The 20,415-nt window shown below is 65.1% G+C and carries 23 protein-coding genes; 10 read left to right on the forward strand and 13 right to left on the reverse strand.

What is annotated here, in order from left to right; translation table 11 throughout:
- Positions 1-5: 5 nt before the first annotated feature.
- From IPG14_RS12170 to IPG14_RS12180, 3 genes are read right to left on the reverse strand one after another with little or no spacing between them, the layout of a single operon-like run.
- The gene (locus tag IPG14_RS12170; RefSeq protein ID WP_343386717.1) at positions 6-1,160 is read right to left on the reverse strand and encodes an acyl-CoA dehydrogenase family protein; all 1,155 of its coding nucleotides are present in this window, start codon (positions 1,158-1,160) and stop codon (positions 6-8) included.
- Positions 1,161-1,165: 5 nt separating this feature from the next.
- A complete protein-coding gene (locus tag IPG14_RS12175; protein WP_343386697.1) occupies positions 1,166-1,642 on the reverse strand; it encodes a MaoC family dehydratase in 477 nt (158 codons plus the stop codon).
- Positions 1,639-3,009, reverse strand: a complete 1,371-nt coding sequence (locus IPG14_RS12180) for an MmgE/PrpD family protein (RefSeq protein WP_343392008.1) — start codon at positions 3,007-3,009, stop codon at positions 1,639-1,641. Before IPG14_RS12180 ends, IPG14_RS12175 begins: the two co-directional genes overlap by 4 nt.
- A 124-nt stretch (positions 3,010-3,133) precedes the next feature.
- Here IPG14_RS12180 and IPG14_RS12185 point away from each other — a divergent pair, with 124 nt between their 5' ends.
- The 4 genes from IPG14_RS12185 (at position 3,134) to abc-f (ending at position 6,143) form a co-directional block, all read left to right on the forward strand.
- Positions 3,134-3,337, forward strand: a complete 204-nt coding sequence (locus IPG14_RS12185) for a DUF2277 domain-containing protein (RefSeq protein WP_343387634.1) — start codon at positions 3,134-3,136, stop codon at positions 3,335-3,337.
- 103 nt (positions 3,338-3,440) lie between these two features.
- Positions 3,441-3,908, forward strand: coding sequence for an MOSC domain-containing protein (locus IPG14_RS12190; RefSeq protein ID WP_343392009.1), 468 nt, complete (start codon positions 3,441-3,443; stop codon positions 3,906-3,908).
- 5 nt (positions 3,909-3,913) lie between these two features.
- Positions 3,914-4,213: a hypothetical protein gene (locus IPG14_RS12195; RefSeq protein ID WP_343386701.1), complete on the forward strand. Its 300-nt coding sequence runs from the start codon at positions 3,914-3,916 to the stop codon at positions 4,211-4,213.
- A 322-nt stretch (positions 4,214-4,535) separates the two neighbouring features.
- On the forward strand, positions 4,536-6,143 hold the full coding sequence (abc-f, locus tag IPG14_RS12200) for a ribosomal protection-like ABC-F family protein (RefSeq protein WP_343386702.1): 1,608 nt from the start codon (positions 4,536-4,538) through the stop codon (positions 6,141-6,143).
- 18 nt (positions 6,144-6,161) lie between these two features.
- On the opposite strand, the gene IPG14_RS12205 is transcribed toward abc-f, so the two are convergent.
- The 4 genes from IPG14_RS12205 to IPG14_RS12220 are packed head-to-tail and all read right to left on the reverse strand — an operon-like array spanning position 6,162 to position 9,555.
- Positions 6,162-6,806: an MBL fold metallo-hydrolase gene (locus IPG14_RS12205; RefSeq protein WP_343386703.1), complete on the reverse strand. Its 645-nt coding sequence runs from the start codon at positions 6,804-6,806 to the stop codon at positions 6,162-6,164.
- Positions 6,807-6,809: 3 nt separating this feature from the next.
- Positions 6,810-7,415 carry an adenylate kinase gene (locus IPG14_RS12210; protein ID WP_343392010.1) on the reverse strand — a complete coding sequence of 202 codons (606 nt, stop codon included), beginning with the start codon at positions 7,413-7,415 and terminating at the stop codon, positions 6,810-6,812.
- Entirely contained in the window at positions 7,402-8,277 is an 876-nt protein-coding gene (locus IPG14_RS12215; RefSeq protein ID WP_343386705.1) for an alpha/beta hydrolase, read from the reverse strand. Before IPG14_RS12215 ends, IPG14_RS12210 begins: the two co-directional genes overlap by 14 nt.
- Positions 8,278-8,283: 6 nt before the next feature.
- Positions 8,284-9,555, reverse strand: a complete 1,272-nt coding sequence (locus IPG14_RS12220; RefSeq protein ID WP_343387627.1) for an MFS transporter — start codon at positions 9,553-9,555, stop codon at positions 8,284-8,286.
- A gap of 116 nt (positions 9,556-9,671) precedes the next feature.
- Here IPG14_RS12220 and IPG14_RS12225 point away from each other — a divergent pair, with 116 nt between their 5' ends.
- Both IPG14_RS12225 and IPG14_RS12230 read left to right on the forward strand, forming a co-directional pair.
- Positions 9,672-9,971: a type II toxin-antitoxin system prevent-host-death family antitoxin gene (locus tag IPG14_RS12225; RefSeq protein ID WP_343386707.1), complete on the forward strand. Its 300-nt coding sequence runs from the start codon at positions 9,672-9,674 to the stop codon at positions 9,969-9,971.
- Positions 9,968-10,357 (forward strand): type II toxin-antitoxin system VapC family toxin, encoded by a 390-nt coding sequence (locus IPG14_RS12230; protein WP_343386708.1) that lies wholly within the window; start codon positions 9,968-9,970, stop codon positions 10,355-10,357. The genes IPG14_RS12225 and IPG14_RS12230 overlap by 4 nt, the downstream gene beginning before the upstream one ends.
- Positions 10,358-10,372: 15 nt before the next feature.
- Here the strand turns inward: IPG14_RS12230 and IPG14_RS12235 are convergent, their stop codons facing one another.
- Both IPG14_RS12235 and IPG14_RS12240 read right to left on the reverse strand, forming a co-directional pair.
- A complete protein-coding gene (locus tag IPG14_RS12235) occupies positions 10,373-10,897 on the reverse strand; it encodes an NUDIX domain-containing protein (protein WP_343392011.1) in 525 nt (174 codons plus the stop codon).
- Positions 10,898-10,900: 3 nt separating this feature from the next.
- Positions 10,901-12,064 (reverse strand): acyl-CoA dehydrogenase family protein, encoded by a 1,164-nt coding sequence (locus IPG14_RS12240; RefSeq protein WP_343386710.1) that lies wholly within the window; start codon positions 12,062-12,064, stop codon positions 10,901-10,903.
- A 268-nt stretch (positions 12,065-12,332) separates the two neighbouring features.
- Between IPG14_RS12240 and IPG14_RS12245 the strand changes: the two genes are divergently transcribed.
- Positions 12,333-12,698, forward strand: coding sequence for a zinc-ribbon domain containing protein (locus tag IPG14_RS12245; RefSeq protein WP_343386711.1), 366 nt, complete (start codon positions 12,333-12,335; stop codon positions 12,696-12,698).
- A 192-nt stretch (positions 12,699-12,890) separates the two neighbouring features.
- Positions 12,891-13,925 (forward strand): alpha/beta hydrolase, encoded by a 1,035-nt coding sequence (locus IPG14_RS12250; protein ID WP_343392012.1) that lies wholly within the window; start codon positions 12,891-12,893, stop codon positions 13,923-13,925.
- A 50-nt stretch (positions 13,926-13,975) separates the two neighbouring features.
- Here IPG14_RS12250 and IPG14_RS12255 read toward each other — a convergent pair whose 3' ends face one another.
- The 4 genes from IPG14_RS12255 to IPG14_RS12270 all read right to left on the reverse strand — a co-directional run bounded on the left by IPG14_RS12255 (position 13,976) and on the right by IPG14_RS12270 (position 15,667).
- The gene (locus IPG14_RS12255) at positions 13,976-14,233 is read right to left on the reverse strand and encodes an RHS repeat-associated core domain-containing protein (protein WP_343392013.1); all 258 of its coding nucleotides are present in this window, start codon (positions 14,231-14,233) and stop codon (positions 13,976-13,978) included.
- The gene (locus tag IPG14_RS12260) at positions 14,230-14,382 is read right to left on the reverse strand and encodes a hypothetical protein (RefSeq protein WP_343392014.1); all 153 of its coding nucleotides are present in this window, start codon (positions 14,380-14,382) and stop codon (positions 14,230-14,232) included. The genes IPG14_RS12255 and IPG14_RS12260 overlap by 4 nt, the downstream gene beginning before the upstream one ends.
- A 504-nt stretch (positions 14,383-14,886) precedes the next feature.
- Positions 14,887-15,189, reverse strand: a complete 303-nt coding sequence (locus tag IPG14_RS12265; protein ID WP_343392015.1) for a hypothetical protein — start codon at positions 15,187-15,189, stop codon at positions 14,887-14,889.
- Between the two features lie 58 nt (positions 15,190-15,247).
- On the reverse strand, positions 15,248-15,667 hold the full coding sequence (locus IPG14_RS12270; protein WP_343392016.1) for an RHS repeat-associated core domain-containing protein: 420 nt from the start codon (positions 15,665-15,667) through the stop codon (positions 15,248-15,250).
- 113 nt (positions 15,668-15,780) lie between these two features.
- Here IPG14_RS12270 and IPG14_RS12275 point away from each other — a divergent pair, with 113 nt between their 5' ends.
- Together IPG14_RS12275 and IPG14_RS12280 are read left to right on the forward strand one after the other, a co-directional pair.
- Positions 15,781-16,413, forward strand: coding sequence for a response regulator transcription factor (locus IPG14_RS12275; protein ID WP_343387621.1), 633 nt, complete (start codon positions 15,781-15,783; stop codon positions 16,411-16,413).
- 21 nt (positions 16,414-16,434) lie between these two features.
- The gene (locus IPG14_RS12280) at positions 16,435-20,397 is read left to right on the forward strand and encodes a GAF domain-containing protein (RefSeq protein ID WP_343392017.1); all 3,963 of its coding nucleotides are present in this window, start codon (positions 16,435-16,437) and stop codon (positions 20,395-20,397) included.
- The last annotated feature ends 18 nt before the right edge of the window (positions 20,398-20,415 follow it).

Below are 20,415 nucleotides of genomic sequence, written 5' to 3' on the forward strand. Positions count from 1 at the left end.
ATAGTTCAGTCCTCCAGGAGGCGGTCAGAGATAATGCGGAGCTGGATTTCGGAGGTGCCTTCGAAGATCTTGGTGAGGCGGGCATCGCGCCAGTAGCGTTCGATCGGCAGATCGGTGGTATAGCCGTATCCCCCATGGATCTGGAGCGCTTCGCTGGTCACGCGCTCGGCCATTTCGCTGGCGAACCACTTGGCCATGCCGGCCTCCTTGTCGCAGCGGCGGCGGCTATCGAGTTCCTCGGCGACGAAATAGGTGAGTTGCCGCGCAGCTTCGATCTCAGCTGCCATCGTTGCGATTTTGAAGCGGATCGCCTGGAAATCGCCAATCGGCCGGCCGAACTGGACACGTTGCTTCGCGTAGGCGATGGAGTCTTCCATCGCCCCCCGGGCCAGGCCAACCGCGCGTGCGGCGGTGTGGGCGCGGGCGCCTTCGAGGCCCGAGACAGTTCCCTGGAACCCGCTGCGGGAGCCGCTGCCGCTCAGGTTCAGTGCCTTACATCCGTCGAAGTGAAGCTCCCAGGTCTTCCAGCCGTGGTAGCCGATCTTGTTGACGGGCGTCCCGGTGCAGTTCGGCGGGAGTGTGCCCCGTTCCTTTTCGATGAAGAACGTGGCGGTGCCGCGATGACGGTGCTTGATGTCGGTGACCGGTTCGGTACGGGCGAGCACCGTGATGTAGTCCGAACCATCGGCGAACGTGCACCACATCTTGGTGCCGGTGAGCAAATAGTCGTTTGGGCCGCCATCGGGATCCTTCTCCGCGCGGCAGGAAACGTTCCCCAGGTCTGAGCCTGCATCGGGCTCGGAAAGCGCGGCCGCGCCGAGGAACTCTCCCCTCGCCATCCTCCCCAGGTAGGCGGTCCGCTGTTCTTCGGTGAATGCCTCGGTGCCGAAGAAACCGTTGCCGCGGGCGATGATGCTGGCAACGCTCATCCAACCTCGCGCCAGCTCTTCCGTGACGAGGACGTACTCGAACACCCCGAGCCCGAGGCCACCGTACTGCTCGGGAATGCGGATGCCGAAGTAACCCAGCTGACTCATCTGGTCGCGGAGCGACATCGGGATCTCGCCCTTCACCGGGTCGAGCTTGTTCGCCACCGGGAGGACTTCTTTCATCGAGAACTCGCGGGCGCTCGCCTGGATCATGCGGCGGGCTTCGGTCATGTAGGTCACGTGCGGGGCCTCCCCTTGGCTACGAAGTTCGTGCGGTGGAATTCGATGACCTGTTCGCCGCGCTGGTTGTAGCCGCGGGTGTGCCAGGTGACGATGCCCGATTCGGGGCGGCTGTCGGATTCACGTTTGTCCGTGACGGTGCTGCGGGCGGTGAGCGTATCGCCGGGATAGACGGGCGGGCCGTAGCCCAGGTCTTCGACCCCAAGGAACAACCCACCCGCTTCGCTCAGGTCTTCGACGGACAGCCCGAAAACGGTGAGGAACACGAGGAGCGGATTCACCTGGATTCCGGGATGGCCGTGGGCCTTCGCAAATTCGGCGTTGAAGTATTGTGGGTTGTAGCTCAGCGTCAGCGAGGAAAAGAGGCTGTTGTCGCCTTCATTGATGGTCCTTCCCCAGTGGTGGCTGAACTCCTGGCCGACCGTGAACTCCTCGTAGTGATTGCCTTTCCGCCACTTGACCGCGTCGCTCATGCGACACCGACGACCGGCCGGGCGGCCAGCGAGACCAGTTCGGCAACCGATGGCGCCGATTCGAATGAAGCGACGCACTGGACAAGCGTTTCCGCCTGGCCCACGCCGACCACCGGGATGGCGAGTGACCGGAACTTGGCTTCTAGCCGTTTCCACTGCTGATCGAGGTCGGCAGCGGGGATGTTCAGGTTGACCTGTTCCGAGAACTCACGGCCGTCGGTTGTGCGCAGGGAGACAAGCGTACCGCGTTCCCAGTCGCCTTCCTGCGGGACGACGGCGACGCGATCGCGGACGGCCACGAGGTCGGGCTGGCGGACTGCCTCATCGGTGAATTGCTCCTCGCCTGCCCGGCCCCTGGCCAGGGCGAGCGCGGCGGTGAAGCGCAGGCTGAACTTCCCTTCCAGCGCCGTGGCGGGTTCCTGGATGTTGCACATCGCGAGGTGGCCCTTCGGCACGACGAGCTCGATGTGTTCGACGGTTCCCGGGCCGAGGTGTTGACGCTCCGCGATGCGTTTCACCCCCTCGATCGTCTCGTGCGTGCCGTAGCAGGCGGCGTAGTACTTGAAGAGTGTGTCGCGGACCGCGAACCGCTCGCCAAGACCGGCCAATGCCCGTTCGACGTTCGGAGACGTCGTCTGGGTGGCGGCGAACCCCTGAGCCGTTTCGAGGACTTCGGGATTGCTGGTGAACCCGCGTTCGGCCATAAGTGCCGCGAAGAGTCCATTGGCGGCTGCCTTACCGGCGTGCAGGGGCTTGCACATGGTCCCGAACATCGACTTGATGCCCGCAGCCTGGGCGCCAGCGATGCCAAGGGCCCGTTGCCACTGTTCCTGGTCGAGCCCGAGCAGGTGGGCACAGGCCGCTGCCGCACCGAAGGTGCCGAGGGTCCCGGTGGAGTGGAAGCCGACGGTGTAGTGCGCCGGCATGACGAGCATGCCGATACGGCTCTCCATCTCGAAACCGGCGACGAAAGCCGCCAGCACATCGCGGGCGGAGCCACCTCGCCACTCGGCAAGTGCGAGCAACGCAGGCCAGACCGGCACCGAAGGGTGTCCGCTCATGGCCAGCACCACATCGTCGTAGTCGAGGGCGTGGGAAGCGGCACCGTTCACCAGCGCGGCCTGCTTGGCAGTGACCCGCTCGCCACTGCCGATGAGCGTCGCCTGTGGGCTGCCACCATCGGCGAGGGCATCCTCGCGAAGCATTCGCGAAAGCGGTTCGCCGGCGCCGGCGAGCGTGACGCCGAGCCAGTCGAGCAGACACTGCCGGGCCGAGAAGATGACTTCCCCTGGGAGTGTCTCGAAACGCATGCCGCGGCAGTGTTCGGCAAGCAATGCGGTGACGGGCGCTTGAGGTGCGTCGGACATTCGGTCTCACCTCTGACGGGTTGGGGTTGGGGCGCGGGAAGTGTACCGCAACCGGGGTGGCGAGTGCTGACTGCACCGGCCCGTTGCTGACACCTGCACCCGGAAACCTGCTACCTTCCGCGGCATGTGCAGGTCGATCAAGAAACTGAGGAATGCCGAACCCGCCACAACCCCGGCCGATGTCGAAGCCGCCGCGCTCCAGTTCGTGCGCAAGGTGAGCGGATACCGGACACCGGCGAAGAAGAACGAGGGCGTCTTCAATGACGCCGTCGCCGCCATCACTCGCGCCACGAACGAGCTGCTCGCCGGGATCGAGACTCCTCGCTAAGCGACCGCGCCTACGATCGACGCGGGAGTGCGACCACTTCGCCGCCGCCATGCCGATAGAGAGACCCTCGGCGCTTCGGCGACTTGGCGCTAAAATCGAGCGCATGCTCGGCTCAATCGTCCAGGTCAACGTTTCGAGGGGCGGCGTGCCCAAGCTCCCGGTCCTGGAAGCGCTCGTTGGAGAGACCGGCATCGACGGCGACGAGGTGGCTCACCCGGAGGTCCACGGTGGGCCTGAGCGCGCTCTTTGTCTCTTCGCGCTTGAACGGATCGAAGCGCTCGCGGCCGAGGGTCACCCGATCGCAGCTGGTACCGCCGGCGAGAACGTGACCATTCGCGGCATCGACTGGGACAGCGTGCTACCCGGTTCGCGCCTTCGTCTCGGCCCGGACGTCCTGGTCGAGGTCACGCGATTCACCACACCATGTACGACAATTCGCGGGTCCTTCCGTGACCGTGATTCGAACCGCATCCACCACAATCTGCACCCTGGCTGGAGCCGCGCGTACGCGATGGTGATCCGCGGCGGCACCCTGCGGCCGGGCGACACGGTCGAACTGTTGGAGGGGTGAGCGGCATGGCCAGAGACGCCTACGAACGCAAGATCTCCTCGGAAGAAGCGGCCGAAGGCTACGTCCTTGTCGAGAAGGCCGCCCTGAAGTTTTTCCCAGCTATCGGCCGCCGGTTCGGCCTCATCGAGAGCGGCGAAACCGCGAGCGTGAAAGTCGAAGCGCGCGACTGCGAGTGCCGGGGGCCGGAGAAGCCGCACCAGCACTATTTCATCCGAAGAGGCGGGCTGGCGAAGGGTTCACGGCTGCGGTTCACGCGAGCCGGTGCCGCGTACCTGGTGGAGTGCCAATCCCCAGTCGGGCCGTGAGGGACGGGAACGTCCGCCGGCGCAGGCACCGAAGAGGCCCGGGCCAGCGGCCAACGGAACGGACGCAAATTCGCCGGCGCCGCATCCCCACCTCCCGCCATGTGGATTCACAAGCCGGTCCCGAATGACGTAGGCTGAATGCACCACCGCGAGAGGTCTCCATTGGTCGACTGACACCGGCGAAGCGCGAACACCTGCAAGGCCTCCAATGAGCGCCTGCCGTGTCCCGGTGTGTCCCAAACCTCCCGCTCCCTCACCGACCGCGTCCTTCGTCCCAAAGCCGATCCATCCCGAGCGGGAGCATGTCCCGTGGAGAACCGGCATGTTGTCCGTTACCGCTCTCGGCCGAGAACTTGGCGGCCGCACCGTCCTGAGAGACGTTACCTTCAACCTCGAGCGCGGCGAACTCCTGGGCGTCGTCGGGCCGAACGGCGCCGGCAAGACGACGCTCTTGCGAATCCTCGCCGGGCTCGATGAGCCCGACCGGGGCACCGTGAAGCTCGTCGCGGGCGCGGCTTTCGGCTACTTGAGTCAGGGCTTCGCCGGGCGCGAAGGCGAGTCTGTGACCATGGCCTTCCCGAGGGCGTTCGCCTCGGAGGATGCGGCCCGCGAACTTGAGCGCCTCGCCATCGCCATCGGCGCGACGAGCGACCCGGCTGAGACAGACCGCCTCTCGGCGGACTATGACGCACTCCTGTCGCGGATCTCGGCCAGCGCCGAGTTCGACCTCGGCGCGGCGCGCGCTGCCCTCGGCATCGAGCACATCGGCCCCGAGGCGAAGCTTGGGCAGCTTTCGGGCGGCGAAATAACGCGGCTCGGCCTGCTCGACCTCGTGGCGGCTTCGCCGGACCTGATGCTGCTCGATGAGCCGACGAACAACCTCGACGTTGCCGGGCTCGCCTGGCTCGAAGGCGCGATCCGCGGATTCCGCGGGGCCATCGTGGCGGTCTCGCACGACCGCGCGTTCCTCGATGCGTGCGCGAAACAGGTGCTGGAACTCCAGCCCGGTGGGCAGAGAGCGGAGGTATTCGCCGGAAACTACAGCGCCCTCATCGCGGAGAAGGAGCGGCGGCGCGCCGATCAGGAGGCTGCTTACGAACGCCAGGAGCGTGAGACGGCCCAACTCAAAGAGGCGATCCACAAGATCGAGACGCGGGCGAAGGGCATCGAGAACCGAACGATCGACTTCGCGAAACGGAAGAAAGCACTCAAAATCGCGCGCCGGGCGGTCACCCTGAAGGCTCGTCTCGAACGAGAACTCGAGTCCACTGAGCATGTCTCCCGGCCTGACGCCAAACCGATGGCGTTTCATGGTCGGCTGGAACTGGCGAACCCCGCAGGGGGCTCAAGCCGCCTCATCGCGGTGACCGGTCTCGCGCTCGAAGCGGGCGGCCGGCGGCTGTTCGAGGGCCTCGAACTCAGCGTGAACAGGGGAGAGTGCGTCGTCGTCAACGGTCCCAACGGCCGCGGAAAGACCACGCTCTTGCGGACAATCCTCGGCGAGCACCCGGCCTCCGAGGGCGCCGTCTCACTGAGCCCATCGGCGAAAGTGGGATACCTGGCGCAGCAGGATGATCCGTCAACGGTCGCGCAGGGGAGGGGCCTGACCCCGGTGGACCTGCTCCGCCAAACGGCCCCGATGACCGAGGCGGAGGCCACCAACTTCCTCCATCGCTTCCTCCTCGGCCACGACCAGGTGCGCACCCGGATTTCGCTACTGAGCTATGGAGAACGGCGGCGCCTCAGCCTCGCACTCATCGTCCGCGGCGGTGCGAACCTGCTCATCCTCGACGAGCCCACCAACCACCTGGACCTGGAAAGTCGCGAATCCTTCGAGGCGGCGCTGGACGGCTACGTCGGCGCCATCCTCGCCGTCAGCCACGACCGCCGGTTTGTCGAGCGCTTCGCCGACGTGGTGGTGGAGTTGTGAGCCACCAGGCCTCGGAACCTACGAATCGAGCCAGCTCACATCACCGCAAAGGTCGGTGGCATGCTCTTTGGCGGCGAAGACCGCGTATTCCTGCTTGCTCGCACCGATCGTGCTTATGGCGCCGTGGCCCGGCCAGATCGTGGTGTCGTCTGGGAGGACGAAGAGCTCACGGGTGATCGATGCGATTTCCTGTTGAAGGGCAGCGTTGTCCTTCGAACGCCCTGGCCCCCCTGGGAAGAGCGTGTCGCCGACGAAGGCATGCTTGCCGCAGACATAGGCCGTGCTGCCCGGCGTATGTCCAGGAACGCTGACGACGCGGAAGACCAGATTACCGACCTTCACTTCGTCACCGTGCTTGACCGCGGCATCGAGCTGCCCGTCTTTCAGCCCCGGCTCGGCGCCATCGGCGTACAGCCGGGAGCCGAACTTCTTCTTCAGGGCTTCGATTGCTGGTGTGTGGTCGAAATGGCCGTGAGTGAGCAGGATCTTCGCGGGGTTTACCCCTGCGGCCACGGCCGCGGCCACGTTCACATCGGGCTCACCGGGGGCATCGATGAACGCTGCTTCGCCGCTCGATCGGTCGATCACGACGAAAACATTGTTCCCATAGCCGGTCGGGCCGGCCATTACGATTTCGAGGTCACCATCTCGGACGGTTTCCATTGGTCAGTCTCCTGTTGCCTGGTGCCCAGCAATCGTATCCGAAGCGGGCGCGGCATTTCGATGCAGGTAGCGGACCTGCCGGCGCGAGCGGAGGACGTAGACACGAGCGCGGTGGTGCGTGGTGCGCAACGAGTCGCCGACGACCTGGTGGTGGCTGCGCCAGGCGGCGATGCCCCAAACGAGCATGGACTCGCGAGAGAAGAACGTCTGGCGCAGCGACTCACGGTTGCCGTTCCACAGTTCGGAGCCCTGAAACGACCGGGAGACGGTGCGCCAGGCAAGCGCGCGGTAGACCGTATGGAAAGGCAGCCGGAGCCAGATGACGGTATCGGCCTCGGCGAGGACGAGGTCGCGGACATGGCTGTAGTTACCGTCGAGAACCCAGCCGTCGCGGTGTTCTGCCAGGTAGGCGCTCACCTTTTCGCGGAAGGCTTCGCGGTCCAGATCGACCCAGTTGGGGTAGGCGTGGAAAACCGAGTCGAGCTCAAGGACGGGGAGCCCGAGCGTCTCGCCGAGCTGGCGGCTGAGGGTCGACTTACCTGAGCCGGAAGGGCCGTATACCGCGATCCGCCGGCCAACAGGGACTGCCCTCGTATTAGCCAGGGACACTGGCTGCATGCCCGGCAATGACTTCGACGAATTTCGCGCGCAGGCTCGCCGGCAGGTCGTGCCCCATGCCAGGGAAAGTAACCAGCCGTGCCCCCGGGATCGCTGCGGCCGTGGCCTGGCCACCACTGAGGGTCACGAGGGGGTCGTCTTCGCCGTGGATGACGAGCGTCGGCGCGGTCACGGTGTTCAGCGCTTCGCTCCGGTCGCCCGTGGCCATTACTGCCAGCATCTGGCGGGCGACCCCAATGGGATAGAAGCACCGATCGAAATCGCGCGCGATCCGCGCCGCCACCACCTCGTCACCCGCCGGGTAGCCGGGAGACCCGACGATCCGTGCCGACTGCTTGCCGCGCTCGATGGCTTCGTCCCGCGAGGTGGCGGGCGGCGCCATCAGAGCCGTCATGGCCGCGGGCGTGGCCTGGCCAACGTTCGGGTTCCCGGTTGTCGACATGATCGACGTCATCGAGATGACACGGTGAGGGTGGCGAATGGCGATGGCCTGGACGATCATCCCGCCCATCGAAGCGCCGACGATGTGCGCCCGCTCCAACTGCAGGTGATCGAGCAGCCCTACGGCGTCATCCGCCATATCCCAGAGCGTGTAGGACGCCGAAGACATGTCGCCGGTCATGGCCTTCCCGATGTCCGGCGGCGGAGCCGATTCCATCTTGGTCGAGAGCCCGGTATCGCGATTGTCGAACCGGATGACGTGGAAGCCCGCATTTGCGAGTGCCTCGCAGAAGTCGGGTTCCCAGGCGGTCATCTGGCCGCCGAGCCCCATTACGAGGAGTAGCGCGGGGTTCGCGGGTTGGCCGAAAGTGTCGTAGCAGATTTCGATTCCGTTGGCAGGTGCGGTAGGCATAGCAGTTCATGATACAGGCTCAGCCGCAGATTCCACTGGCCGGGAGAAGAGCGCGACGACAACGGCGAGCAAAACGAACAGGGCGCCAGCGACGGCGAACCCCACTGTGAGCGAAGTGGAGGCGAAGTAGGCAGCGCTCATCGGGCCAACCATGAACGCTATCGCCTGGGCCGAGCTCGCCAGCCCGAAGGCGGTCCCCCGCCTGGCGGTGTCGACCGTCGAGGCGATCATGGCATTGGTAGCGGGCATCGAAGCGCCATTGGCGATAGCGAAGGCAAGGAGCCCGGCGATGAAGACCCATTCGTTGCCACCGAAGGCCATGACCGGCGCGGCCAGTGCCGAGAACAGGGTGAGGGCAATCAGCGTGCCCCGGAGACCCGTCCAGTGGCCAATGGCGCGTGCCACAACCAGTACCCCGACCACGCTCCCGGCCCCTGCGGCGGTGAAGGCCGCGCCAGAAAGGGCGCTCGCGCGGTCATCGCCCGCGATGTCCTTCAATGCAATGGGCGTGGCCACCCGAATCAGCTGGTTCAACGCGAACAGGCCGAAGTAGAGGCATACGGCGACCCAAAAGGTCCGGCTGAACCCGCGAGCCCAGTCGACCGATAGTCGGCGCCCGCTGCCGGCGGCGGTCGTCGCCACACGGGCAACGCGAGCCGTCACAACATCGCGCGGCACCGCGAAGATGATCCAGGTGGCGGAAAGGGCCGGGAGGATGGCACTCGCCGCAATCGCACCCCGAAACCCGAAGAGGAGGGCCATCCCCGCACCCGCGGCCGGGCCGAGCGTCCCTCCCAGGTACTGCCCGGCGGTCACCACGCCGAGCGCACGGTCGAGCTTGTGGTCGGGGACGGAAACGCTGGTCAGGGCGATGGCAGCAGGGATGAAGCCCGAGAAGAGCCCCTGCATCGTGAGCGAGACGACGATGACCCACGGCGCATGGGCGACGGCCGCAATCGCCGTCGTCAGGGTGGCGGCGTAGAGGGCCCGGATGTACATCAATTTTCGCCCATACCTATCCGACAGGACGCCCCAGAAGGGGCCAGTAACGAGCCGGGCGACACCCTGGACCGAAGTGGCGATGCCCACCCAGAAGAGCGCATTCGCATCGCTGGTGGCACCGATATCGCGCACGTAGAGCGGCAGGAAGGGCCACCAGAAGTTCATGGCGAAGCTAGCGAGAAAAGCCCCCGAGCCGATGGCGATGGAGATCGACATGTAACCGCGCTCACGGGCCGGAGGAGCGGGGAACGCCGGGGTGGTGGGGACGTCCGTCACTGGAGGCATGCTACAGGCGGGCTGTGACGGACGTGAAAGACGGGCGGTCGGCCGCGGGTCGAGGAGTAGTCATCCCCAAAGTGGACTAAGTCCAGTGGACTAAGTACGATGCAATGATGAGACAGGTGAACATTCACGAGGCGAAGACCCACTTCTCAGAGTTGATCGCTGCGGTAGAGCGCGGCGAAGACATTGTGATCGCGCGCCGGGGGAAGCCGGTGGCGAAGCTGGGGCCGGGGATTCCGGCGGAAACCTCGCCGAAGCGACAGCGAGTGTTTGGCCAATGGGCCGGGAAGATCCGGGTCGATCCGTCGTTCTACGAGCCGATGTCCGAGGAAGAACTCGCAGAATGGTATCGCCCGCTTGAAGCCTACGGGGACGTGACGCGGATCCAGCGGGAGCAGCGCGCCGGTTGAAACTGCTCATAGACACCAACGTCTTCCTCTGGACCGCCTTCGAGCCGCGCCGCCTCTCTGCGCGGGCGAGGGAAGCGCTGGCCGACACGGATAACGAGCTTGTAGTGAGCGTGGTGATTCCGCTCGAGTTGGGAATGGCCGTCAACAAAGGGCGCGTTTCGCTCGGACGGCCGGTCGCAGGTTTCTATGTAGAGCAACTGGAAGCGCTCGGCCCTGCGACTGAGCTGCCCATCGCCCGGGAACATGCCCTGGCCGCCGCCGAACTTCCGTACTCGAATCGGGATCCGATGGATCGGATTCTTGCCGCGCAGTCCATCGTTGAGGGCATCGCGCTCGTAACGAGCGACCGCCGCATCGCCGAATTGGGTGTCGAGGTGGTCTGGTAAGTTAGGGGCTTCGCCTCAAGCCTGGCCATCGACATCGACGAGGAAAGGCTCCGGTGGGAGGTCGCCTGCGAGGATCCCGGGCATCAGGCGCGGGAGTTCGCGCGGGACGAAGACGTCAGTCCGGGCAGCATCCGCCTCCAGGAGCTGTTCCACCGACCACCAGCGGTATTCCTTGATGGCATGGAGTTCGAGTTCGGTCCAGCGATCGACCGTGATGACGGGTTCTCCGCAGCGTGCCAAGAAGTACACCTCGTCGACGTCGTACCACTTCGGGCCGAGCTTGCCGAGCCAGCGGCGACTCCATAGCCGCGGGCCGAGCGGGACGGTGAGGCCCGTTTCTTCCATCAGTTCACGGATTGCTGCCTGTTCGTGCGTCTCGCCGGCTTCGAGACCACCGCCCGGGGGGAACCAGAACGGCAGGCCGGTGTCGATGTCGGGTTCATCCACCGTGAAGAGCAGGGTGCGGTCGCGTTCATCGAGCAGCAGGACTCGTGCGGTCGGCCGGACGACGGGATTCTCGCGAGAGGAACCAGGAGTCACGATCTATCCGTAGACCAGCGACCGGTCGATCATCGCGCGGCTGATGACCACGCGCTGCACCTGGCTCGTGCCTTCCACGATGGTGAGCTGGCGGGCGTCGCGGTAGTGCCGCTCGAGCGGATGATCCTTCATATAGCCCTGCGCACCGAGGACCTGCAAGGCGTCGAAGGCGACTTTGTTCGCCATCTCTGTCGCGAACGCCTTCGCGATCGAGAGGTTGTGGGCGTACTCCTTCATGAACTTCCCCTGATCGACGAGCCATGCGGCCTTGTAGACGAGGTTCCGGGCGGCCTCAATCTGAATGGCCATGTCGGCGAACATGAACTGGATCGCTTCGAAATCGATGACTGCGTTGCCGAAGGCCCTGCGCTCGCGCGCCCATTCCATCGCGTAACCGGCAGCCCCTTCGGCCAGGCCCACACCGCGCGCGCCAACGGTCGGGCGCATCGAGTTGAGCGTGAGCATCGCGTGATTGAATCCCTGCCCTTCGACACCGCCGAGCAGGTTCTCGGCAGGCACGCGCACGTCGGAGAAGCTGAAGTGCGCCGTCGGAACACTCCGGACACCCATCTTGTCGTCCGTCCTGTCGATGCGGACGCCAGCGGCATGGGCATCGACAACGAAAGCGCTGATGCCTTTCGCACCGGGGCCGCCCGTCCGCGCGAAGACCGTGAGCTGGTCGGCAACGGTGCCCCCGGAGATGTAGACCTTGTTCCCGTTGAGCACATAGTCGTCGCCGTCGCGTGTCGCGCGGGTTTCGAGCGCGGCGGCATCGGAGCCGTGATCCGGCTCGGTGAGGCAGAAAGCGGCCTTGCGGTCGCCAGCGGAGAGCGCGGGCAGCCATTTCTGCTGTTGTTCGGGAGTGCCACCGAACATGATCGGCCGAGTCGGCAGGCCGCTGAGGACGAGCATGAGCCCTGCGCCGCATTCGTACTTCGCCACTTCTTCGATGGCGAGACAGAGCGGGAGGATGCCGTTGCCGGTGCCGCCCATCGTCTCGGGGATGGCCATGCCGAGCATGCCTGCCTGCTTGAACGCTTCGAAGTAGTCGTGCGGGTATTCGCCAGTCTCATCGAGTTCCTTCGCGCGCGGGGCGACCACCTCGCGGGCGATGCGGCGGGCTGTGTCCTTGATGAGTTTGTTCTCTTCCGAAAGCTCAAAGTCCATGACAGGCTCCATGTTGGGTGGGAAAGGTGAGCCGGTATTGAAACACGGCCAGCCGCGAGGACAAAGGACTGGCTGGTCCGGAGCGACCAGGAGGCCCGGGCGGCGCCGACTGCATCAAGGGTCCTCGATTCCGGTCGAAAGCATACCAATGCGAGATGTAAAACTGCTCATTCCTCGCTGTGGTACGGTGGGTGTACTTCTTCGTTCAGTCCCGCGAACCGCGCCTGATCGATCGACGGAGTCAACAGACCCGGAGGTCGCCTTTCCTATGTCCGTAGAAACCCAGCCTATCGTTTGCAGCCTGTGCGCCGCAGCCTTCTCCTTCACCGATGACGAGAAACAGTTCCAGATGATCCGCAGCATCGTCGGAAAGCCGGTACTCTGCCCTCGTTGCCGCGGGGCGAACCTCAATGAAAAGGTCCCGGGATACTCGTTCCCGTTCCTCTGCATGGGCTGCCATGTCTCCAGCCGAGTCCGTTTTCAACCGCGAGGCACAGTCGCCATGTACTGCGAGAAGTGCCTGCTGATCCAGTTGCGGGCAGTGACCTTCGGCACGCTCCCCGACTCGAAGTGGACCAAGCCGGGCACTCGGACATCCGCGCTACGCCAGCAGCCGGTGGAAAGCTACCCGTAGCGCTGGAAAGCCCTTTGGCATGAGCGACGCCGGGGACCTCTTTCAGAAGTGGCAAGAAGGACTCCCATCGCCTCACACCGGCTTCCTACGAAGCTGCAGACGCCTTTACCTGCCGGAGTCACCCCGTGGGTGGTCCCGGCCATTCTCCCTGCAAGCACCCCGGCAAGAACCCGGGGTCGAAGGAGCAGGGCAATGAAGGCTCGATTGGTAGCTTTAGTCGGGGTGGTGACGGGAAGCGCGGTGTTCGCCGCTTGCCTCTGGGGCGGCGCGGCGGATGCGAAGCCTTCCGCACCGCAGCCCCCGGCCGTGTCCGCAGTGACGGCGACGACCGGAACCGGTGCGCCGAGCGCGACCAGCGCCGCAGCGCTACCGGCCCCTTCGGGCGATGCCCCGGCTACGCGCGGCCCACGGCCAGGGGCGGCCGTCCCGGATGAGACCGTGACCTTCTGCGAACCCGTCGATGGAGTGGAGCTCCAAATGGACGTGTATTACCCGGACGGCCACACCAGCACCGGCGAGGCGCCGGCGGTGGTCTATGTCCACGGGGGCGGCTGGACCTCCGGGAGCCGGAGCCAGGGAGAAGGTACGCGCTACATCTCTTCGCTGCTGCAGGCAGGTTTCGTGGTCTTCGCCGTGGACTACCGGCTCTCGCCTGAGTACCTGTTTCCGGCGCACATCCAGGACGTCCAGTGCGGGATCCGCCACATCCGTGCCAACGCTGACGAGTACGGCATCGACCCGGACCGGATCGGGGCCATCGGCGGCAGCGCGGGCGGCCAACTCGTGAACCTGCTCGGTACCGCCGAAGACGGCGACTTCGACCTGGTGGGCGGCTACGAGGGGTACTCGAGCGAGGTGAGCGTCGTGGTCTCGATGTTTGGCGCCAGCGACTTCAGCGACCCGAACATGGCGGGCCACAACGCCGCCCACACGCGCGTCTTCGGTTCGGCCGACCCGTATTCGGAGGAGCTGCAGGCAGCCAGTGCCGTGAACTACGTCTCCAGCGGCGATGCCGACTTCCTCCTGTTGCACGGCGAAGAAGACCCTGTCGTCCCGATCTCGCAGTCCGAGATCTTCGAGGCGGCCCTCGCCACGGCCGGAGTCGACGTCACGTTCATACGAGTTGAACACGCCGGCCACAGCTTCGCACCAACGGGCGGCACGCCGAACCCGAGTGCGAACCAACTCGTCCTGATCGTCGCCCAGTTCTTCAGCGACCACCTGTAAGGCGTGGCCGATGTGGCGAGGCCGGTCAGGCCAGGAAGCGGCGTCCCCGATCACGGGAACGCCGCTTTGGTGGATGGGCGGAGCAGGTTGAGCGAACCGTCATGAGCGGACTGCGGGCCCGCCCAGCCCGGAGATTGGAGCGGATCCCTCGACAGGAACGTCCCCGCTGCAGGGTCGTAGTACTTGGCGCGCAGGTACTGCAGGCCCGTCCCATCGGTCTGCTGGCCGGCGAAGTCGAACTCATTGCTGAGCCCGCCGGCGTAGCTCGAGATCATGCCGGTGCCCGAGGGAAGCGTCGCCGTCGTCATCCTGCCGCACCATCATACGCATACGTGGTGGAGTTCGAGTTCCAGCCGGTGACAGACTCGGCCGACTTGAGGTTGTCGTAGCCGTAGGTCACCTGGTTCGAGCCTCCGTTCGTGGTCTTCTGAGGCGAGCCGTACCCCGAACCGGCCATTGAGGGAACCCTCGTTCGGACTGTTCGCCCAAGGTTCTTGCCAAAGGTCGAAATACAGCATCTGGGCGACGCTCACCTTGTCCGCCCGCCTCGGCGCAAGAATCTGACCAGCATGATCAACCCCAACGACTACAATTACGCACGACCACACCAGCCTCGGGAACCAGCCTCCCGCTTCACGCCTGTAAATAACAGCCATGAGAACTACAACTAGTAGCCCGTCTCAGGGCAAGCTGCACTTGCGGAAGAAAGACTTGAGCAGTAAGCCAACCGCGAGGAGCACACCGGAACACAACGCGATCGCTGCGACAACAGGCAGGTCAGGAAAGACTGCGGTTAAGACCCCAACACTGACCGCCAGGGACACAGCCGCCAGCGTGCCAACGAGAATATTGAGCCGCACGCGAACCTCCTAATCAAGCACCTTCAAGACGCCTTCTCTCACCAGTCCGGCGACGAAATCGCCTCCTAGTCCCGATACGCTACATCCGACGACCGCGCCTCCTAGGCCGCCGATGGCCCTACAACCGCTCCGCCTGCGCAATACGCGAGCATCTTTTCGATCAAGTTTTCGGCCCAGGACTCTTCTGTTTCCCGCGCAATGTATTCGTCCAACAGCACTGCTCCGAAGGCATTCTCACACTTAACGCGGAGGTGATTGACGTTCATGACGGGCGTTACTGTGCATTTCTCGAACGTCAAATCCTCGGGATTGACTTTCGCGCAGCCGAACCGGTGGCAAAAGTGGACTCTGTCGTCTTTCACTTCGAAGTGAGTACCATCCGCGTGTTGGATGTTCCGGTTCATCCAGGCCTCATATCAGCCCGGGCCTGTAGGAATTCTCGTTCCTTCGTCATCGCAACTCTCAACTTCTCACGGTCGCGTGCCGCGGGTCGATGACGTCAGACGAATTCTCAGCGGCGAAAGAGGTTTCGTTGTGACGCCAATCAGGCCGATCCGCCAGTGGCTCCCGGCTCAGGAACGTCCCCGTCTCGGGGTCGTAGTACCGCGCCCGCAGGTACTGCAGTCCGGTCCCATCGGTCTGTTGGCCGGCGAAGTCGAACTCGTTGCTTAGCCCGCCGCCGTAGCTCGAGATAATGTCTGTGCCGGAAGGAAGCGTCGTGGTCGTCATCCTGCCCGCATCATCGTACGAATACGTGGTGGAGTTCGAGTTCCAGTCGGTGACAGTTGTGAGGCGGTTCGCGTTGTCGTAGCCGTGGGTCACCTGGTTCGAGCCACCTGGGTAGGTGATCGAGGTCCTGCGGCCGATGTCGCGGTGCGGCAAGTCACTTCGGGGGAGACGCTCTCAGCCGAAAGGATGAGGAGGGTTGGCGAGATTCGCGGTGATATAGTTCGGGAATTGCAACGCATTCGCCGAAAGGTTGCCCCGGAGGATTCATGCCCATCCGAATCGTGATCGCCGATGACCACGCCGTCGTCCGCCAGGGCCTGAAGATGTTCCTCGAAGACGACACCGAGTTCGACATCATCGGCGAAGCTCAGAACGGGAGCGAGGCGCTCGCCCTCGCGAAACAACTCAAACCGGACGTCGTGCTGATGGACCTGCTGATGCCGGTGATGGATGGGATCACGGCGATCGGGCACATCCGCAGGGAGGTCCCGGAGACGGAGGTGATCGCCCTGACTTCGGTGCTCGAAGACGCTTCTGTCGTGGGGGCCGTACGGGCGGGGGCGATCGGCTACCTCCTGAAGGATACCCAGGCCGACGAACTGACTCGCGCGATCAAGGCGGCGGCGAACGGCCAGGTGCAGCTCTCGCCCCAGGCAGCGGCGCGGCTCGTCCGGGAGGTGCGCGCGCCCGACAGCCCCGAGACGCTGACCGAACGGGAGACCGATGTCCTGCGGCTCCTCGCCCAGGGAAAGGCGAACAAGGAGATCGCGGGGGCGCTCTTCATCGGCGAAAACACGGTGAAGACGCACGTTTCGAGCATCCTCGTCAAACTCGGCGTCCAGAGCCGGACACAGGCGGCGCTCTATGCCCGCCAAATCGGCCTCGGCCCGCTCGACTGACGCAGAGCAAGGAACGAGCGCATGTCATCGCTTTCGTTGCGCCTCGGTCCGAAGCTGAACCTTTCGCTCTTGCTGTTCATCCTCTTGCTCGGCGCGGCGACGACAGTGCTGGTCCTGGTTGGGTTCAACAGCTCGCAGGACGACGCAGCCCTGGAAAGCCGAAACGGGCTGGAACGCGAAGGCCGGCGCCACCTCCAGGAGAACATCACCTCGCAAGCGACGATCGGGGCGTTGCAGTTGCTTCCCGGGGCCGACTGGGGCCGGCAATCCGCCCGTTTCCTGGCCGAATACGGGGCCGGCGCTCCCCCGCTGGCGCCTGACAGTCTTCAACAGGCAAGCACCGGTGCGCGTTTCGACCCCACGCCTGGCCGGATCAGCGACCTGCTAATCCCGGCGTGGACGGCAGTTGAAGGCAGGGTCGAGACCGACGCTCGCGAGTCCGCCGTCCTCGATGGCTTCTTCCGCGCGCTTTTTGCCAGCAACGAGGCGGGGCTGATCGACGAAGCATTCCGACCGATTGCGATCTACTTCGTCTCACTCGACGGCGTGACGCGCTATTACCCGTCGTCCGGCTCGTTCCGCAACGCCGAGATCACCGGTGCGCAGCTTGGCGCGCTTCACGGGGACATGGGGCCGGCGGGCAATCCTTCGGGAGCCACGCTCTGGACTCCGCCGTACCAGGATGAATACCAAGAGGGCCTGGTGATGACGGCCTACACGCCGGTGTACGGCCAGACCGGCTATCGGGGCGTCATCGGCGTTGACGTTTCGCTCGACTTGCTCACGGAGACGGTGGATAGCCTCGCGCCCAGCCCCGGGGGGTATGCGTTCTACGTCGACCAGTCCGGAGAGTTCCTGAAAACAAGGAAGCACGAACTCGTGCGGGGCCTGGCGGCGGAAGGCGCGAACCCTTCGTTCGCGGCGGCACTGAAAGACATGCAGGCCGGGAACGCGAACGTCGCCAGGTTCGCCTTCGAAGGCCGGGACTACTTCGTGGCGTATGCCCCGTTCCAGCCTGTCGGCGGCAGCCTGGCACTGGTCGCCCCGGTCGATGAGCTGACGTCCGAAGCCGCCGGCGTCACCCAGGCGATCCAGTCCGAAGGGAACCGCACGCTGGCCTTCATTATCCTCTCGATGGCGTTGTTGTTCCTCGTCGCCCTCGGCAGTACAGCGTGGCTCAACCGGCGGATCCTCCTCACCCCCATCGAGGCGTTGGTTTCCGGTACACGAGCGGTCGCCGCCGGTAACTTCAACGCGACGATCGCCGTGCAATCGAAAGATGAACTCGGAGACCTGGCGGCTTCGTTCAACCGGATGATCCAGGAAGTGCGGAGCCGGAACGATGCCCTCATTCGGGAAATCACCGAGCGCGAACAAACCTCGCGGATGCTGGCGGAACGCGAGGAAAGCACGCGCCAGATCTTCCAATCCGTGAGCGATGCCATCGTCATCACGGACCTGGAGGACCGGGTGGTGGATGCGAACCAGGCGGCGCAGGAGATGTACGGCTATTCGCTGGATGAGCTGCACGCGCTCGATCCCTTCACCGTCGTGCATCCGCCGGCCCTTGCGAAGGGCGAAGCGCTGGTCGCCGCGATTGCCGAAGGACGCCCCTTCCGGACTAGGGCCGAGAGCGTCCGCAAGGACGGCAGCACGTTCATGTCGAGCGTGTTCGCGACTCGCGCCACGTACTTCGGGCGGCCGCACATCCTCTCGGTCATCCGGGACGTGACCGAGGAGGTCGAGCAGCAAGAACTGCTGGAACGGCGCGTGGAAGAGCGAACACGTGAGCTCTCGTTGTTGCTTGATGTGTCAAACACCGTCGCCTCGACCCTGGACACCGAGGAACTCTTCGCGCTGGTGCTCGACCAGCTGGCAGCGATCGTGCCGTCGACGGGGGGATCAGTCCTCGTCCTTGAAGGCGACGAACTGGTGACGCGCTATGCAAGGGACATCGGCGGTCGCGGGGAGGCCGGGTCTTCGGCCGAATCCCGCCGTTTCACCGCGGAAGGGCTGCGACACTCGTTCTCCGCACTGCTCAACGGCAAGCCGATCGTGGTGGCGAACGTCCGAGGCGAAACGGCGTTCGCGCGCGACTTCCGGTGGGTGACCGGGGCTCACCTGGACACCACGTTCGCCAACGTCGTCGCGTGGATGGCGTTGCCGATGGTCCACAAGGGACGGTTCATCGGGTTCATCGGTGTGTCCTCCAACGAAGAGGGCGCGTTCAGCGAAGCCTCGGCAAGCCTGGGGATGGCCATCGCCAACCAGGCCGCGATAGCAATTGAAAACGCGCGCCTCTTCGCGGAAGCGGAGCGGCGCGCGGCCGAGATGACCGCCCTCTCGCGGGTGGCGACGTCCCTGGACCTCGAGAAGTCGGTCGAGGCGACGCTCAAGTCCGTCGCCCAGCGCGTCGTCGAATCGACACATGCGGTCGCAGCCTCGCTGAGCACGGTCGATTCCGCAGGGATGCTGGCGCTGGGAGGCGAAGTGGGGTTGCCGGAAGGCTTCTTTGCCGCCATCGATGATGCGATCCGGAAGGGAGCACCTCGACCCAACCAGCAGGCGCTGGCGTCGCACAAACCGGTGATCATCGAAGGGGTGCGCGCCGGGATCGCACGCGAACCGTTGTATGCGCGCCTGGGCGAAAAAGTAGCGGGCGTTGAGTGGGATGCCATCGTTATCGTGCCGATGCGTTACGGGGACCGGGACCTGGGCACGCTGGAGACCTACTACCGGCCGGGAGAACTGCCCGACGAGCGAGAGGTCGGGCTGATCACGGCGATGGCACGGCAGGCGGCCACCGCGATCGAGAACGCGATGCTATTCGCCCAGACCGAGAAGCGCGTCCGGCAACTGGAGGCCCTCACTCACATCGCTTCCAGCTTCTCCCTCGAACTCTCCTTACAGGAGCTGATGGACCGCATGGCGGCCCACATCGTCCGCGCCACCACGGCGGTCACCTGCGCCGTGGCGCTGGACGACGGCCCCGGCGGCGGGATGCGAATGCTCGGTGCCGACGGGGTCCCGGATGGGTTCGGCGAAGCCATGCGAGCCACCTTCGATAAGGGCGGGGGTACAGCCGCGCTCCGGGCGATGGCCGAGAGGCGGACCATCTATCTCGCAGAGGCACTGAGCGACCGGATCGACGACCCACGCTACGCGGGCGTGAGCGAGCACTTCGGCGACGCCGGCTGGGACTCGGTCCTCCTCGCTCCAATCAGCTATGCCAACGAAGCCCTCGGCGTGCTGGTGCTCGGCTATCCGGGGAAGACCGGGCCCGATGAGGAGGAGCGCACCTTCGTTGAAGCGGTCGCCGATCAGACCGGCCTCGTTGTGGAGAACGCCCGCCTCTACGAACGTGCTTCGGCGGCGGCGGCGCTGGAAGAGCGGCAGCGACTGGCGCGCGAGTTGCACGATTCGGTCTCACAGGCTCTTTATGGCATCGCCCTGGGCGCGCGGACGGCGCGCCGCCGGCTGGGCGATGGCGCGCCCGCCAGCGTGTCTGAACCACTCGACTACGTGCTCTCGCTGGCAGAGGCCGGGCTCACCGAGATGCGGGCCCTCATTTTCGAATTGCGGCCCGAGTCCATTGCCCAGGAGGGGCTCGTGGCAGCGATCGGGCGGCAGGTGGCGGCCACCCAGGCGCGTTACGGAGTGAGCGTCACCGCGCACCTTTGCGACGAGCCGGAGGTCTCGCTGGACCTGAAGGAAGCTGCCTACCGCATCGCCCAGGAGTCGATGCACAACACGGTGAAACACGCCCGCGCGACCCGTATCGACTTGACGCTCTCGGTCGAGAACAGCGAGCTCCGCCTCGAAATCACCGACGACGGCCAGGGCTTCGACGTCGACGGCGAGTTTCCCGGCCACCTTGGGTTGCAGTCTATGCGGGAGCGTGCCCGAGATGCCGGCGGGACACTGGAAGTGGAGAGCGCGGCCGGGGCCGGCACCCGGATCACCCTCCAGGCGCCGGTCCGCTAGTCAATTCCGGGCACGAAG

This window comes from Candidatus Amarobacter glycogenicus, from assembly GCF_016704105.1.
Taxonomy (GTDB): Bacteria; Chloroflexota; Dehalococcoidia; order Tepidiformales; family Tepidiformaceae; genus Amarobacter; species Amarobacter glycogenicus.

What these genes read in the sequence shown, in the direction of transcription:
- IPG14_RS12170 (WP_343386717.1), bottom strand. Translation starts at nt 1,160, where the DNA reads ATGACCGAAGCCCGCCGCATGATCCAGGCGAGCGCCCGCGAGTTCTCG.
- IPG14_RS12175 (WP_343386697.1), bottom strand. Translation starts at nt 1,642, where the DNA reads ATGAGCGACGCGGTCAAGTGGCGGAAAGGCAATCACTACGAGGAGTTC.
- IPG14_RS12180 (WP_343392008.1), bottom strand. Translation starts at nt 3,009, where the DNA reads ATGTCCGACGCACCTCAAGCGCCCGTCACCGCATTGCTTGCCGAACAC.
- IPG14_RS12185 (WP_343387634.1), top strand. Translation starts at nt 3,134, where the DNA reads ATGTGCAGGTCGATCAAGAAACTGAGGAATGCCGAACCCGCCACAACC.
- IPG14_RS12190 (WP_343392009.1), top strand. Translation starts at nt 3,441, where the DNA reads ATGCTCGGCTCAATCGTCCAGGTCAACGTTTCGAGGGGCGGCGTGCCC.
- IPG14_RS12195 (WP_343386701.1), top strand. Translation starts at nt 3,914, where the DNA reads ATGGCCAGAGACGCCTACGAACGCAAGATCTCCTCGGAAGAAGCGGCC.
- abc-f (WP_343386702.1), top strand. Translation starts at nt 4,536, where the DNA reads ATGTTGTCCGTTACCGCTCTCGGCCGAGAACTTGGCGGCCGCACCGTC.
- IPG14_RS12205 (WP_343386703.1), bottom strand. Translation starts at nt 6,806, where the DNA reads ATGGAAACCGTCCGAGATGGTGACCTCGAAATCGTAATGGCCGGCCCG.
- IPG14_RS12215 (WP_343386705.1), bottom strand. Translation starts at nt 8,277, where the DNA reads ATGCCTACCGCACCTGCCAACGGAATCGAAATCTGCTACGACACTTTC.
- IPG14_RS12225 (WP_343386707.1), top strand. Translation starts at nt 9,672, where the DNA reads ATGAGACAGGTGAACATTCACGAGGCGAAGACCCACTTCTCAGAGTTG.
- IPG14_RS12240 (WP_343386710.1), bottom strand. Translation starts at nt 12,064, where the DNA reads ATGGACTTTGAGCTTTCGGAAGAGAACAAACTCATCAAGGACACAGCC.
- IPG14_RS12245 (WP_343386711.1), top strand. Translation starts at nt 12,333, where the DNA reads ATGTCCGTAGAAACCCAGCCTATCGTTTGCAGCCTGTGCGCCGCAGCC.
- IPG14_RS12250 (WP_343392012.1), top strand. Translation starts at nt 12,891, where the DNA reads ATGAAGGCTCGATTGGTAGCTTTAGTCGGGGTGGTGACGGGAAGCGCG.
- IPG14_RS12255 (WP_343392013.1), bottom strand. Translation starts at nt 14,233, where the DNA reads ATGACGACGGCGACGCTTCCCTCGGGCACCGGCATGATCTCGAGCTAC.
- IPG14_RS12260 (WP_343392014.1), bottom strand. Translation starts at nt 14,382, where the DNA reads ATGGCCGGTTCGGGGTACGGCTCGCCTCAGAAGACCACGAACGGAGGC.
- IPG14_RS12265 (WP_343392015.1), bottom strand. Translation starts at nt 15,189, where the DNA reads ATGAACCGGAACATCCAACACGCGGATGGTACTCACTTCGAAGTGAAA.
- IPG14_RS12275 (WP_343387621.1), top strand. Translation starts at nt 15,781, where the DNA reads ATGCCCATCCGAATCGTGATCGCCGATGACCACGCCGTCGTCCGCCAG.
- IPG14_RS12280 (WP_343392017.1), top strand. Translation starts at nt 16,435, where the DNA reads ATGTCATCGCTTTCGTTGCGCCTCGGTCCGAAGCTGAACCTTTCGCTC.